This is a genomic window from [Pseudomonas] carboxydohydrogena, assembly GCF_029030725.1.
Classification (GTDB): domain Bacteria; phylum Pseudomonadota; class Alphaproteobacteria; order Rhizobiales; family Xanthobacteraceae; genus Afipia; species Afipia carboxydohydrogena.
Genome location: NZ_CP113162.1, coordinates 589,829 through 603,870, shown reverse-complemented (window position 1 = coordinate 603,870; position 14,042 = coordinate 589,829). Strand labels below are relative to the sequence as shown.

Below are 14,042 nucleotides of genomic sequence, written 5' to 3'. Positions count from 1 at the left end.
CCAGGAGCTAAAAATAAGGTCTGGATTACTTCGTCGCTTGCGCTCCTCGCAATGACGAAAGGCGAATGCATTATGTCGCCTCTTTTTTGTTCAGCCCGAACGCCTCGGCCAGCAACGCATAAGACCGCTTGCGTGCCTCGTGATCGTAGATCGCGCTCGTCACCATCACCTCGTCCGCCTTGGTTGCCTCGATCAACGGCGTCAACCGCTCGATGATCGTGGCAGGCGAACCGACAAACAGTTTCCCGCGATTGCGCGCGATGATGGCGCGGTCGGCTTCCGTGTACGGATAGGTTTTCGCTTCCTCGACGCTCGGGATCGGCAGATACGCGCCGCGCTCGCGCTGCAAGCGGTTGAGGTCCATCGACATCGCCAGTTCTTCCGCTTCCGCATCGGTCGATGCCGCGACAACCGCGACCGCGAGGATGCCATATGGCGCCTGCCGCCATGGCGACGGACGGAAATGCGCGCGATAATGCGTCAGCGCCGCGACCGCATCGAACGACGCGAAATGGTGCGCGAAGGCGAAGCCCATGCCGACCTGCGCCGCCAGTTGCGCGCTGTAGTCGCTGGAGCCGAGCAGCCACAGCGGCGGCAGCGGCGTGTCGTCCGGCATCGCGACGACCTTGTTGAAGGGATGGTCGGGCGGGAATTCCCGCGTCTCCCACAGCATCAATTCCTGCAACCGCTCGAGAAAATCGTCGCCCGGCCGGCCATCCAGCCGGTTGCGCAGCGCATAGGCGGTGACGCCATCGGTGCCCGGCGCGCGGCCCAATCCCAGATCGATACGGCCGGGAAACAAGGCCTCCAGCATCTTGAAGCGCTCGGCCACCACCAGCGGCGCATGGTTCGGCAACATCACGCCGCCGGAGCCGACGCGGATGCGAACTGTGGCCGCCGCGATCTGCCCGATCATGATGTCGGGCGCGGGACTTGCGACCGAGGCAAGCCCGTGATGCTCGGCAAGCCAGTAGCGGGTGTAACCCAGCCGGTCGGCCTCCCGCGCCAGATCGATGCTGTTGCGCAGCGCCTGTGCGGGTCTGGTGCCGGTGGTGACGACGGAAAGGTCGAGGACGGACAGAGGGGGCATGGTCTCTCAGGTAATGGCTGCGTCAGCACGCTCAAGTTGCCGGTGGGCAAGGGCGCCTGACAAGCCTCTTGAAAGCGCTCTCCAACCAACCCTTCCCTGTTGTTTTCTCCGGGAACGCGGCACCAAACCTTCACTGCCTCGGCCCACCGGGTGGCCAGCAACTGGATTTTTCCGCATTGCCTCCCATGTTATGGGCAATTTCCCACTATGGTAGACATCGTAGTGGGCTGTCGAATTGGAGCTTTATCGCCTATTTTAGCGTATGCGCGGTAGCTTGAAGCCACCGCGCCACACACTCACATTTCAGCGGCTCTCGAGGCGTCATGAGCGACACCATCTCCTCTGCCCACGCGCAGGCCAAACGGCCCACGATCTCGTTCGAGTTCTTCCCGCCGAAGACCGAGGAGATGGAGCAGAATCTGTGGGGCGTCATCAATCGTCTCGCGCCGCTGTCGCCGAATTTCGTCTCCGTCACCTACGGCGCGGGCGGCTCGACCCGCGAGCGCACCCATTCGACGATCAAGCGCATCCTCGACGAAACCAGCCTCACGCCCGCCGCGCACCTGACCTGCGTCGATGCCGTGCGCGCCGATGTCGATGATGTCGTGGACCGTTATCACGAGATCGGCGTCCGCCATATCGTGGCGCTGCGCGGCGACCCCTCGGGCGGCATCGGCACGGCCTACCAGGCCCACCCGCAAGGCTACAAGACGTCCGCCGACCTCGTCGCCTCGATCAAGCGCCGCCACCCCGATATGGAAGTGACGGTCTCGGCCTATCCGGAAAAGCATCCCGAGAGCAGCAACCTCGATGCTGACATCGACGTGCTGAAAGCCAAGGTCGATGCCGGGGCCGACCGCGCCATCACCCAGTTCTTCTTCGATAACGATCTTTACTTCCGTTATCTCGACCGCGTGCACGCGGCGGGGATCACGATTCCGATCGTGCCGGGCATCCTGCCGGTGCAGAATTTCAAGCTGGCGAAGAACTTCGCCACGCGCGCGGGCGCCACGGTGCCGGATTGGCTCGCGAGCAAATTCGAGGGCCTCGACGACGACGCCGAGACCCGCAAGCTCGTCGCCGCCACCGTCGCCGCCGGACAGGTCCAGAAGCTCGCCAAGCACGGCGTCGAGAATTTCCACTTCTACACCATGAACCGCGCGGACCTCGTGTTCGCCATTTCGCATTTGCTCGGCATCCGCCCGAACGGATCGCAACAGGCAGCGTGATATTTTCTTCCATCATGTCCGCGTTTGCTGCGGAAGTGATGCATGCAGGGTAATGAGTAAATGACCTCCTCCACCGCCGACAAATTCCGCGCCCTCGCCCGCGAACGCATCCTCGTGCTCGACGGCGCGATGGGCACCATGATCCAGCGGCTCGAACTGGACGAAGCGGCATTTCGCGGCGAGCGATTCAAGGATTTTCACCGCGACGTGCGCGGCAACAACGATTTGTTGATCCTGACCCAGCCGCAGGCGATCGAGGACATCCACTACGAGTATCTCAAGGCCGGCGCGGATATCGTCGAGACCAATACTTTCTCCTCGACCTCGATCGCGCAGGCCGACTACGATATGTCGGACCTCGCCTATGAACTGAACCGCGAGGGCGCGCGGCTGGCGCGCAACGCCGCCGACCGCGCCGAGGCCGGGGACGGCAAGCCGCGTTTCGTCGCCGGCGCGCTCGGCCCGACCAACCGCACCGCCTCGATCTCGCCGGACGTCGCCAATCCCGGCTATCGCGCGGTGACGTTCGATGGCCTGCGCATCGCCTACAGCGAGCAGATCAACGGGCTGCTGGACGGCGGCGCCGACCTGTTGCTGGTCGAAACCATTTTCGACACGCTCAACGCCAAGGCCGCGCTCTATGCCATCGCGGAAATCTGCGAGGCACGCGGCATCGACGTTCCGGTGATGATTTCCGGCACCATCACCGACAAATCCGGCCGCCTGCTGTCGGGCCAGATGCCGGAAGCGTTCTGGTATTCGGTGCAACATGCGAACCCGATCACCATCGGCTTCAACTGCGCGCTCGGCGCGGAAGATTTGCGCGCGCACATCGCCGATATCGGCCGCATCGCCGATACGCTGGTCTGCGCCTACCCGAATGCGGGCCTGCCCAACGAGTTCGGCCAGTATGACGAGACGCCGGAATACATGGCGCGCCTCGTCGGCGAATTCGCGCAGGCCGGTCTCGTCAACGTGGTCGGCGGCTGCTGCGGCACCACGCCCGACCACATCAAGGCGATCGCGCAGGCGGTCGCGCCGCACAAGCCGCGTGTCGTGCCGGTGATCGAACCGCGCCTGCGGCTGTCGGGCCTCGAGCCGTTCGTGCTGACCAGCGACATTCCGTTCGTCAATGTCGGCGAGCGCACCAACGTCACCGGCTCGGCCCGCTTCCGCAAGCTCATCAAGGACGGCAATTACACCGCCGCGTTGCAGGTCGCCCGCGATCAGGTCGAGAACGGCGCGCAGGTGATCGACGTCAACATGGACGAGGGCCTGCTCGACTCCAAGCAGGCGATGATCGAATTCCTCAACTTGATCGCTTCCGAGCCGGACATCGCCAAGGTGCCGGTGATGGTCGATTCCTCGAAGTTCGAGGTAATCGAGGCCGGGCTGCAATGCATCCAGGGCAAATCGATCCTGAATTCGATCTCGATGAAGGAAGGCGAGGAGAAATTCCTTCATGAGGCCGCCATCGCGCGCCGCTATGGTGCGGCTGTCGTGGTGATGGCGTTCGACGAGGTCGGACAGGCCGACACCTACCAGCGCAAGATCGAGATCTGCAAGCGCGCCTACGACTTGCTGACGGCGAAGCTCAATTTCCCGCCGCAGGACATCATCTTCGACCCGAACATCTTCGCCATCGCGACCGGACTTGAGGAGCACAACAATTACGGCGTCGACTTCATCGAGGCGACGCGCTGGATCCGCCAGAACCTGCCGCACGTCCACATCTCGGGCGGCGTCTCGAACCTGTCGTTCTCGTTCCGCGGCAACGAACCGGTGCGCGAGGCGATGCATTCGGTGTTCCTGTATCACGCCATCAAGGCGGGCATGGACATGGGCATCGTCAATGCCGGGCAGATGGTGATCTACGACGACATCGATCCGGAACTGCGCGAGGTTTGCGAGGACGTCATCCTCAACCGCGATCCCGGCGCGCCCGAACGGCTGTTGCAGCTCGCGGAAAAATTCCGCGGCCAGGGCAAGCAGGTCAAGGAGCAGGATCTGAGCTGGCGCGAATGGCCGGTCGAGAAACGGCTGTCGCACGCGCTGGTCAACGGCATCACCGAATATATCGAGGTCGACACCGAAGCCGCGCGCCTCACCGTCGAGCGGCCGCTCAATGTGATCGAAGGCCCGCTGATGGCCGGCATGAACGTGGTCGGCGACCTGTTCGGCTCCGGCAAGATGTTCCTGCCGCAGGTGGTGAAGTCCGCCCGCGTCATGAAGCAGGCGGTCGCCTATCTGATGCCGTTCATGGAAGAAGAGAAGGAACGCAACAAGGCCGCCGGCCTTACCGAGGGCCAGCGCTCGTCCGCCGGCAAGATCGTAATGGCGACGGTGAAGGGCGACGTCCACGACATCGGCAAGAACATCGTCGGCATCGTGCTCCAGTGCAACAATTTCGAGGTGGTCGATCTTGGCGTCATGGTGCCCGCCGCCAGGATTCTCGAAACCGCGAAGAAAGAGAACGCCGACATCATCGGTCTTTCCGGCCTGATCACGCCCTCGCTCGACGAAATGGCGTTCGTCGCATCCGAAATGGAGCGCGAAGGCTTCGACATTCCGCTCCTGATCGGAGGGGCGACCACGAGCCGCGTCCACACCGCCGTGAAAATCGATCCGCGCTACCGCAAGGGCGCGGTGGTGCACGTCAACGACGCGAGCCGCGCGGTCGGCGTCGCGTCCTCGCTGCTGTCGGCGGAGAAGCGCGACGAATACATCGCCGAGGTCCGCGCCGATTACGCCAGAATCGCGGACGCGCATTTCCGCGCCCAGCAGAACAAAAAGCGGCTCACGCTCGAAGCCGCGCGCGCCAATCATCTGAAGATCGACTGGAGCAAAACCAAACCGGTCAAGCCGTCGTTTCTGGGCCTGAAGACCTTCACCAACTATCCGCTCGCCGAACTCGCCGAGTGCATCGACTGGACGCCGTTCTTCCAGGCGTGGGAGCTTGCGGGCCGCTTCCCCGGCATCCTGAAAGACCCGAATGTCGGCGAGGTCGCGCAATCGCTCTACAACGACGCGCGCAAGATGCTCGACACCATCATCAAGGAGAAGTGGTTCACGGCGAACGCCACCATCGGCTTCTGGCCCGCCAATTCAGACGGCGACGACGTCACGCTCTATGGCGACGAAGCGCGCACCAGGCCGGTCGCGACGCTGCATACGCTGCGCCAGCAGCTCGAGCGCCGCGCCGGCGTGCCCAATCTCGCGCTCGCCGATTTCATCGCGCCGAAGGACAGCGGCGTCGCCGACTATATCGGCGCGTTCGTCGTCACCGCCGGGATTGGCGAGGAAGCGATCACCATGCGCTTCAAGAAAGCGAACGACGATTACTCCTCGATCATCGTCAAGGCGCTGGCGGACCGGCTCGCGGAAGCCTTCGCCGAGCGCATGCACCAGCGCGTCCGCATGGAATTCTGGGGTTACGCCGCCGACGAGGCGCTGTCGAACGACGACCTGATCCTCGAGAAGTATCAGGGCATCCGTCCGGCGCCGGGTTACCCCGCGCAACCCGACCACAACGAGAAGACCACGATCTTCAAACTGCTCGATGCCGAGCGCAATGCCGGCGTGACGCTGACCGAAAGTCTCGCGATGTGGCCGGGCTCATCGGTGTCCGGCATCTATTACAGCCACCCCGACAGCGCCTATTTCGGTGTCGGCAAGATCGAGCGCGATCAGGTCGAGGATTACGCCGAGCGCATCGGCGCGACCGTAGCCGAGACCGAGCGCTCGCTGGCATCGGTGCTGAATTACATTCCCGCGAGCGAACCTCAGCCGCCCGCGCCTGCGGACGACGACATCGCCAGTCTTCCCCCGGCCCAGCACCCGCCGGGTTGCGGCTGCGCGATCCATATGCGCATGAAGATGAAGCCGCGCACGGATCCGTTGCCGAACTGACGCCCTCATTATTTTCCCAAGATTTTCAACAAAAGGCCGAACGGAACCTCCATTTCGTTCGGCCTTTTCCGTTCACGTCTGAGTGACGCGAAACCCCGCCGGAACTCGATCCCTTCCGGTTCGTTCTGCCCGCACAACGCCGGAAATTCGGCGGCGTTGCGCCACGTCGGAACTTTCCTCCGGCCTTCTCATCGAATTTTCTCAACAGAAGAAAGGAGACTCACTGTGAACAAGGCAACTCTCCTCGCGGCGGCCGCCGCGATTGCGTTCATCGCCACCCCCGCGCTCGCACGGGATATGGCCAAGCCGCACTCCAATGCGCAGATGAAATCATCCAAGATGCACCACCACAGCATGCATCAGGCTCGCACCATGCGCTCAGGCGACCGCCTTGCGCGGCGTGATGAACGCGACAGCAACTGGAACCATCGCAGCGGCTTCTGGCCCGCCGCCACCGCAGGCGCGATTGCCGGCGGCGCGATCGCAACTGCCGGCGCGATTGCTACGGCGCCCTTCCATGGCGGCTATTATGACAACGGCTATTACGGAGGATACAACCGGCCATATGGCGACATCGCCTATCGCAGCGGCTATCGCTATGACAACACCTATGCCTCCATGGACGAGGACTTCGGCCCCTACAACTATAACGGCACCGCCATTCCGGGATCACCGAGCTTCGATGCCCGCAACGGCTTCACCTGCCGTCCCGGCACCATCATCAAGCTGAATGGGCAACCTACGCTCTGTCAGTAACGACCTCTCCTAACCCTCCCCCGCATGCGGGGGAGGGGCAAAGGCCGCATCGTCGCTCGCGAGCAGACCTTGCACGGCCTGCGACCAGCCTCGCAATTTCCGCGCGCGGGTTGCATCGTCCATCAATGGCGTGAAGCGACGATCAAGCTGCCATTGCGCGGCGAACGTCTCGGGCGGCGGGCAGACACCCGCAGCCAATCCCGCGAGATAGGCCGCGCCCAGCGCCGTGGTCTCCGGGATCATGGGGCGATCGACCGTCGCCTTCAGGATGTCGGCGAGACGCTGCATGGTCCAGTCCGAGACCGACATGCCGCCATCGACGCGCAGCGAAACATCCGTGATAGCGAGATCCGGCCAATCGGCACGCATCGCTTCCCACAAATCGCGCGTCTGATAGCAGACGCTTTCCAACGCGGCATGCGCGAGTTCGGCGGGGCCTGTGTTACGCGTCAACCCGAACAGCGCCCCGCGCACGCGCGGATTCCAGTATGGCGCACCTAACCCGACGAAAGCCGGGATCAGATAGACCGACTGCGTCTCGTCCGCCTGCGGCGCGAGGTCGTCGCTGTCATGCGCGGTCTCGATGAGATGAAGGCCATCGCGCAGCCATTGCACGGCGGAGCCCGCGACAAAGATCGAGCCTTCCAGCGCATAAGTGCGCTTGCCGTTCAACTGATAGGCGATGGTCGTCAGCAGCTTGTTTTTCGACGCCACCGCCGTTTCGCCGGTGTTGAGAAGCGCGAAGCATCCGGTGCCGTAGGTGGATTTCATCATTCCCGGCATGAAGCAGGCTTGTCCCACAGTCGCCGCCTGCTGGTCGCCCGCGACGCCGCGAATGGCGACCGGAGCGCCGAACAATTCCGGCAGCGTCACGCCGAAATCCGCCGCGCAATCGCGGACCTGCGGCAGCATCGCGCGCGGCACCCGCAGCAGATCGAGTAGATCGTCGTCCCATTCGCCGGTGTGAATGTTGAACAGCAGCGTGCGCGAGGCGTTGGTCGCATCGGTCGCATGAACCGCGCCGCCGGTGAGCCGCCACAACAGATAGCAATCGACCGTGCCGAACAGCAGCTCGCCGCGCATGGCGCGTTCGCGCGCACCACTGACGTGATCGAGAATCCATGCGATCTTCGTGCCGGAGAAATAAGGGTCCGCGATCAATCCGGTCCTGGCGGAGATCAGCGGTTCATGCCCGTCCGCCTGCAACCGCGCGCAGACATCCGCCGTGCGCCGGTCCTGCCAGACGATGGCGCGATGGATCGCCTTGCCCGTGGCGCGCTCCCACACCACCACCGTCTCGCGCTGGTTGGAAATGCCGATGGCCGCGATGTCGCGCGCGCTGACATTGCCTTCGCGCATCGCGGCGCGGCAGGTCGCGATCGTGCTTGTCCAGATATCTTCGGGCTCGTGCTCGACCCAGCCCGATGCCGGAAAGTGCTGCGGATATTCCTGCTGCGCCCTAGCGGCGACAGAAAGATCGCCGCGAAACAGCATCGCGCGCGAGGATGTCGTGCCCTGATCGATGGCGAGGAGGTAAGCCATTCGCGGATGCCTCGAGCATGATCCCGAAAAGTGGAGACCGGTTTTCGGAAAAGATCATGCTCAAACAAAAAGATAAACAGTAGAGTCTGGTTCAACGCAGTTGAACCAGACTCTACTGCACGATCTCGAACAGTCCGGCCGACCCCATACCGCCGCCGACGCACATCGTCACCACGGCGTATTTCGCCTTGCGCCGCCGCCCTTCGATCAGCACATGGCCCGCGAGCCGCGCGCCGGTCATGCCGTAAGGATGGCCGACCGCGATGGCGCCGCCATTGACGTTGAGCTTTGCCGGATCGAGGCCGAGCCTGTCGCGGCAGTAAATCACCTGCACCGCGAACGCCTCGTTCAATTCCCACAGGTCGATGTCATCGACGCTCAGCCCATGACGCTTCAGAAGGCGCGGCACCGCGAACACCGGGCCGATGCCCATTTCGTCCGGCTCACAACCCGCCGACACCATGCCGCGAAAGATTCCGAGCGGCTTGAGATTCTTCCGCGCCGCCATCTTGTCGCTCATGATGACGACGGCGCTGGCACCGTCCGACAACTGGCTGGCGTTCCCGGCGGTGACGGTGAAGCCCTCGCCCATCACCGGCTTCAGGGCGGCAAGGCCCTCGGCGCTGGTGTCGGGACGCGGTCCCTCGTCCTGCGACAGCGTGATATCCTTGAACGACACCTCGCCGCTGGCCTTGTCGAGCACGCCCATCTTGGTCGCGATCGGCGCGATCTCGTCATTGAACTTGCCCGCGGCCTGCGCGGCGGCGATGCGGCGCTGGCTCTCCAGCGCGTATTCGTCCTGCCGCTGCCGCGAAATGCCGTAGCGCTTCGCCACCACCTCGGCAGTGTCGAGCATCGACATGTAGATCTCCGGCTTGACCGCCTTCAGCGCGGGATCGACGGCGTGAAACATGTTCATCTTGTCGTTCTGCACGAGGCTGATCGATTCCCCGCCACCGCCAACCGCGATTCCGGCACCGTCGAACAGCACCGAGCGCGCGGCGTTCGCGATGGCCTGCAAGCCCGACGCGCATTGCCGGTCGACCGTGGTGCCGGCAACGCCCACCGGCAATCCCGCCCGCAACAGCGCCTTGCGCGCGATGTTGCCGAAGGTCGCGCCTTGCTGGAGCGCCGCGCCCATTGTCACGTCCTCGATTTCCGCAGGATCGAGGCCCGCCCGCTCCACCGCCGCCTTGATGGCATGGGCGAACAGCGTCGCTCCCTCGGTGGCGTTCAGAGCCCCTCGATAGGCCTTCCCGATTGGGGTGCGGGCTGTGGACACAATGACGGCCTCCGGCATGCAATTCCCCCTTGTCGCACAGGCGCCGATTCTCGCGCCTGACGATGTTGCGCGCTTCACCAGCCAAAAACCATGACCGGCTACCCGGCGTTAGCCACGCCGGGTTCCAGAATAGGCCAAAGGTTGTAATCCGTTCCGCTTTTCCTTATTCCGGCGCAGTCCGTTCAGTATGCGCCGGCAGAAATCTCCTGTTTCAAGCGGTACCGAATCCATGCATAAGGTATCTAATGACCGATAAACGTCCCCTGCTTCGCACCATTTTCGATGCTGCCGTGGGCGCTGCCCACCCTGACAAAATGCTGCGCCGGCATTTGCCCGGCCCGCCGCGAGGCAAGGTGTTCATCGTCGCCGCCGGCAAGGCTGCCGCCGCGATGGCCGCCGCCGCCGAGCGCCATTACATGGACGATGCCGGTCTGGGTGCGGACCGGATCGCGGGCGTTGCGACCACCCGGCACGGCCATGCCGTGCCGACCCGCCGGATCGAAGTCATCGAAGCGGGTCATCCCGTCCCCGACGAGGCCAGCGTGCGCGGCGCCGAGAAAGCCCTGGCTCTCGCCGCCGAAGCCGGGCCGGACGATCTGGTGCTGGCCCTGATTTCGGGCGGCGGCTCCGCCAACTGGATCGCCCCCGTCGAAGGCATCCCCTACGCACTCAAGCAGCAGGTCAACAAAAGCCTGCTGCGTTCCGGCGCGCCGATTTCCGACATGAACACCGTGCGCAAGCATCTGTCGCGCATCAAGGGCGGGCGGCTTGCCCGCGCCGCCTATCCCGCCCAGCTGGTGACGCTCGCCATCTCGGACGTGCCGCATGACGACCCGGCGGTGATCGCATCCGGCCCGACCGTTCCCGATCCCTCGACGCTTGCTGATGCCCGCAACATCGTCGAGCGCTACAAGCTGCAAGTGGACGACGCGGTGCGCGCCGCCCTCGCCGACCCAGGCAACGAGAGCGCCAAACCCGGCGACAAGGCCTTCGAGCGCGCGCGCTTCGACATCGTCGCCAGACCACGCGATTCACTCGACGCGGCCGTGCGGGTCGCAGCGCAAGCCGGTTACGAGATCATCGACCTCGGCGCGGACCTTGAAGGCGAGGCGCGCAAGGTTGCCGCCGAGCACGTCAAGCTCGCTCTGGATGCCCGCGCCAAGGGCAAGCGCGTCGCCATCATGTCGGGCGGCGAATTGACCGTGATCGTGCGCGGCAACGGGCGCGGCGGTCCGAACCAGGAATACGTTCTCGCCGCAGCGGCGGCGCTGGCCGATACCAAGGGCATTTCCGTCCTCGCCGCCGATACCGACGGCGCCGATGGCGGCGGCGGCTCGCCGACCGATCCTGCCGGCGCGATGGCCGACGAGACGACATTCGCGAAGATGCGGGAGCTGAAGCTCGACCCGGTCGCCTATCTGGACAACAACGACGCGACGACCTTTTTCGAGAAGACCGGCGATCTCGTGCTGACCGGGCCGACGCTGACCAACGTCAACGACATCCGGATCATTCTGGTCGATTAAGGCATCGACCGGTTGGCGCTTGCCCCTCGCGGCAAGCGCGGTCCCGGCGCATCATGCGCCCGGATAAAATTGGCCTGATATCGATCAGGCGCTGAGCGGCTCGATATCGTCGTCGGCCATTTCGGGAATGGCCCGTAGCGGCCTGGTCGACAGCGTGATGGCGCGGCGGCTGCTTGAAGCGGGAGCAACCTGTTCGGACGGCGCCTCGCGCGACATCGCGAACAATGTCGCGCCGACGGTCCCGCCCTGCTCTCTCAAATCCTGCTCGCTGCATGTCGCCGCGATCGCAAGGCTCATCGAATGCAGATGCGCCCGGCGATAACAGAACAGCGCCAGCATCGCCCGCACATCGCCCGACACCGTCTCGACCAGATGGGCGAGGCCGTGTTCGCTCGCGCGATAGAGGCTGCCGAGCAGTTCGTCACCGACGGGGCAGGAATCATTGTCCAAGGAAGTACGGCTGGAAGGCATGGCTCTCTCCTTCCGCGAAAGATGCGATGCAATTCGCTAACGGAAGGTTAACCATAAGGAACCACGGCGCCGGGCAAAGACTATTCGCCTGCGCTCAGTCTTCCTTCAGCCAGCGCTCGACCGGCATGACGTCGGGGGCCTCGGCATATTTCTTCGGCCACAAATCCACCACCCATTCGGTTCCGGTAGCCTTGTCGACCACCACCGCCGTGTTGTGCGGCGTCTGGAGCGCGAACGGATTGCCCCGGTAGCGCGGATTGCCGACGGTGTGGAATTTCAGCAGGCCCCACTCTTGCAGCACCAGCAGCAGGCTGGTGGTGTCGCGGGTGGTATCGAAACAATCGAAATTGGTGGCGTCCGATCCGGCACGGATATCGGCCTTGGCGACCCGCTTGCTGGTGCCGATCACCGGCCCCACGCGGCGGTCGAACCAGATGACGGCCTTCTGAAGCGCCGCGCGCTCGGCAGCGGCATTCACTTTTCCCGCCGACAGGGTCTGCGTCAGCGTCCTGCGATCCGCGTCGGAGAACACCAGAGTCATGCGGCGGCGGCAGACGAAGCCGTAGCACACCGTCATCTCGCTTCTGGACGGCGGATTGATCGACACCGAAGAATAAAGATCGGCCTGCGGCGGGGTCAGTTCCATCGCGATGGCTGGAGCCGGCGACATTGCAACCATCGCCAGAAGCGCGCCCTGGATGACTGACCTGCGGAACATGAGCAACCCTGCCCGTTACGAGATGACTTCCCGAAAACTAATCGAGGACCACCGCCCCGCCAAGCCGCCGTAACATTCTCACCGCCACGCGCGGAAATTTCCCCTGAACTGATGCATCAAAGAACCACCGGCTGGTCCGGCAATTCATTACGGTGCACGCCTTGAGCCGGAAAATGCGCGGCGAGTTCAGCCGTGATCCGCTCGATCCCGGACAACGCACCTTTTTCGAAATGGCCCTGCTGGAACTCGCTCTCCATAATGGCGCACACCTCGCGCCAGCGAGCCGCGCCGACCTTCGCGTCGATGCCGCGATCGGCGACGATCTCGACATCGCGGTCCGCCAGCAGCAGATAGATCAGCACGCCGGAATTGTGTTCGGTATCCCAGATACGCAGATGCGCAAACAGGTCAAGCGCGCGCTCCCTCGCCGATTGCCCCGCCAGCAGCGGGCGGCCATCGAGCGCGCCTTCGACCACGAAACGGATCTGGCCGGCATGGCGCGCTTCGCTCGCCTTGATCGCAGCCTCGATGCGCTTCAATCCCTGCGGCGAAAACGCCTTGCGCACGCGCGCGCGGTTGCCGAGAAGATGCTTGCCCAAGCGCTTGATGTTCACCGCCATCGCCGTTCCCGCTACCAGCTTCCCGATGCGCCGCCGCCGCCGAAGCTGCCGCCGCCTCCGCTGAAGCCTCCGCCCGATCCGCCACCCCAACTCGATCCGCCGCGGCCACCACCATACCCGCCACCGCCGCCGGACAACGGAATGGCATCGCCGATCAATGTGAAGAAGAACGCGATGAACCCGACGATCAGCGCCACCGCCCAAAAGCCCGCAAACCACCACGCCACCATGGCGACGCCGCCGCCGGTCAGCAGCGAGCCCGGAAACCGGCCAAAGACCTGACGCAGAATCCCACCGATCACGATCGTCAGGATCAAAAGCACCGGGAAGGCCTGGCCGATCTCGTCCCAACTGCCCTGACTGATCTCATTCCGCGGCTTGGGCGCGGGCAGCGGCTCGCCATCGATGACCTTGATGATCCGATCAACCCCGGCATCGATGCCGCCGGCGAAATCACCCTGCTTGAATTTCGGCGTGATGATCTCGTTGATGATGCGGTTGGCGGTGACATCAGGCAACGCGCCTTCGAGGCCATAACCGACCTCGATGCGCAGGCGGCGATCGTCCTTGGCGACCAGCAGCAGCACGCCGTCATCGACACCCTTGCGTCCGAGCTTCCATTGCTCGACGACGCGGATGGAATATTGCGCGATGTCTTCGGGCTGCGTCGTCGGCACGACCAGCACCGCGATCTGGCTACCCTTGCGGGCTTCGAACGCGGCCAATTTCTGGTCGAGACTCGAGATGTCGGCGGTGCTGAGCGTGCCGGTCAGATCGGTGACGCGCGCTGTGAGCTGCGGCACCGCGACATCCGCCACGGCGACCGCCGCCCAGCACAGCAGAAACGCAAGAACGAGCTGCCTCGCGATCTTCATCGGCCCGCTCCGCCGGTCACCCCG

11 protein-coding genes are annotated in these 14,042 nt (G+C 64.1%); 4 read left to right on the top strand and 7 right to left on the bottom strand.

Going from position 1 to position 14,042, the window contains the following annotated elements; genetic code table 11:
• Positions 1-70 precede the first annotated feature (70 nt).
• A complete protein-coding gene (locus AFIC_RS02880) occupies positions 71-1,090 on the bottom strand; it encodes an LLM class flavin-dependent oxidoreductase (protein WP_275247682.1) in 1,020 nt (339 codons plus the stop codon).
• 323 nt (positions 1,091-1,413) lie between these two features.
• On the opposite strand from AFIC_RS02880, the gene metF reads away from it, so the two are divergent.
• The 3 genes from metF to AFIC_RS02865 all read left to right on the top strand — a co-directional run bounded on the left by metF (position 1,414) and on the right by AFIC_RS02865 (position 6,984).
• Entirely contained in the window at positions 1,414-2,319 is a 906-nt protein-coding gene (gene metF, locus AFIC_RS02875; RefSeq protein ID WP_275247681.1) for a methylenetetrahydrofolate reductase [NAD(P)H], read from the top strand.
• 60 nt (positions 2,320-2,379) lie between these two features.
• On the top strand, positions 2,380-6,228 hold the full coding sequence (gene metH / locus AFIC_RS02870) for a methionine synthase (protein ID WP_275247680.1): 3,849 nt from the start codon (positions 2,380-2,382) through the stop codon (positions 6,226-6,228).
• 225 nt (positions 6,229-6,453) lie between these two features.
• On the top strand, positions 6,454-6,984 hold the full coding sequence (locus AFIC_RS02865) for a hypothetical protein (protein WP_275247679.1): 531 nt from the start codon (positions 6,454-6,456) through the stop codon (positions 6,982-6,984).
• 9 nt (positions 6,985-6,993) lie between these two features.
• On the opposite strand, the gene glpK is transcribed toward AFIC_RS02865, so the two are convergent.
• Positions 6,994-8,526, bottom strand: a complete 1,533-nt coding sequence (gene glpK / locus AFIC_RS02860; RefSeq protein WP_275247678.1) for a glycerol kinase GlpK — start codon at positions 8,524-8,526, stop codon at positions 6,994-6,996.
• Positions 8,527-8,638: 112 nt separating this feature from the next.
• The gene (locus AFIC_RS02855) at positions 8,639-9,826 is read right to left on the bottom strand and encodes an acetyl-CoA C-acyltransferase (RefSeq protein ID WP_275247677.1); all 1,188 of its coding nucleotides are present in this window, start codon (positions 9,824-9,826) and stop codon (positions 8,639-8,641) included.
• A gap of 227 nt (positions 9,827-10,053) precedes the next feature.
• Between AFIC_RS02855 and AFIC_RS02850 the strand changes: the two genes are divergently transcribed.
• A complete protein-coding gene (locus AFIC_RS02850) occupies positions 10,054-11,334 on the top strand; it encodes a glycerate kinase type-2 family protein (RefSeq protein ID WP_275247676.1) in 1,281 nt (426 codons plus the stop codon).
• 84 nt (positions 11,335-11,418) lie between these two features.
• Here the strand turns inward: AFIC_RS02850 and AFIC_RS02845 are convergent, their stop codons facing one another.
• The 4 genes from AFIC_RS02845 to AFIC_RS02830 all read right to left on the bottom strand — a co-directional run bounded on the left by AFIC_RS02845 (position 11,419) and on the right by AFIC_RS02830 (position 14,018).
• Positions 11,419-11,805 (bottom strand): hypothetical protein, encoded by a 387-nt coding sequence (locus AFIC_RS02845; RefSeq protein ID WP_275247675.1) that lies wholly within the window; start codon positions 11,803-11,805, stop codon positions 11,419-11,421.
• A gap of 94 nt (positions 11,806-11,899) precedes the next feature.
• The gene (locus tag AFIC_RS02840; protein ID WP_275247674.1) at positions 11,900-12,523 is read right to left on the bottom strand and encodes a hypothetical protein; all 624 of its coding nucleotides are present in this window, start codon (positions 12,521-12,523) and stop codon (positions 11,900-11,902) included.
• Positions 12,524-12,639: 116 nt separating this feature from the next.
• On the bottom strand, positions 12,640-13,143 hold the full coding sequence (locus AFIC_RS02835) for a TPM domain-containing protein (RefSeq protein ID WP_275247673.1): 504 nt from the start codon (positions 13,141-13,143) through the stop codon (positions 12,640-12,642).
• An 11-nt stretch (positions 13,144-13,154) separates the two neighbouring features.
• A complete protein-coding gene (locus AFIC_RS02830; protein WP_275247672.1) occupies positions 13,155-14,018 on the bottom strand; it encodes a TPM domain-containing protein in 864 nt (287 codons plus the stop codon).
• Positions 14,019-14,042 lie beyond the last annotated feature (24 nt).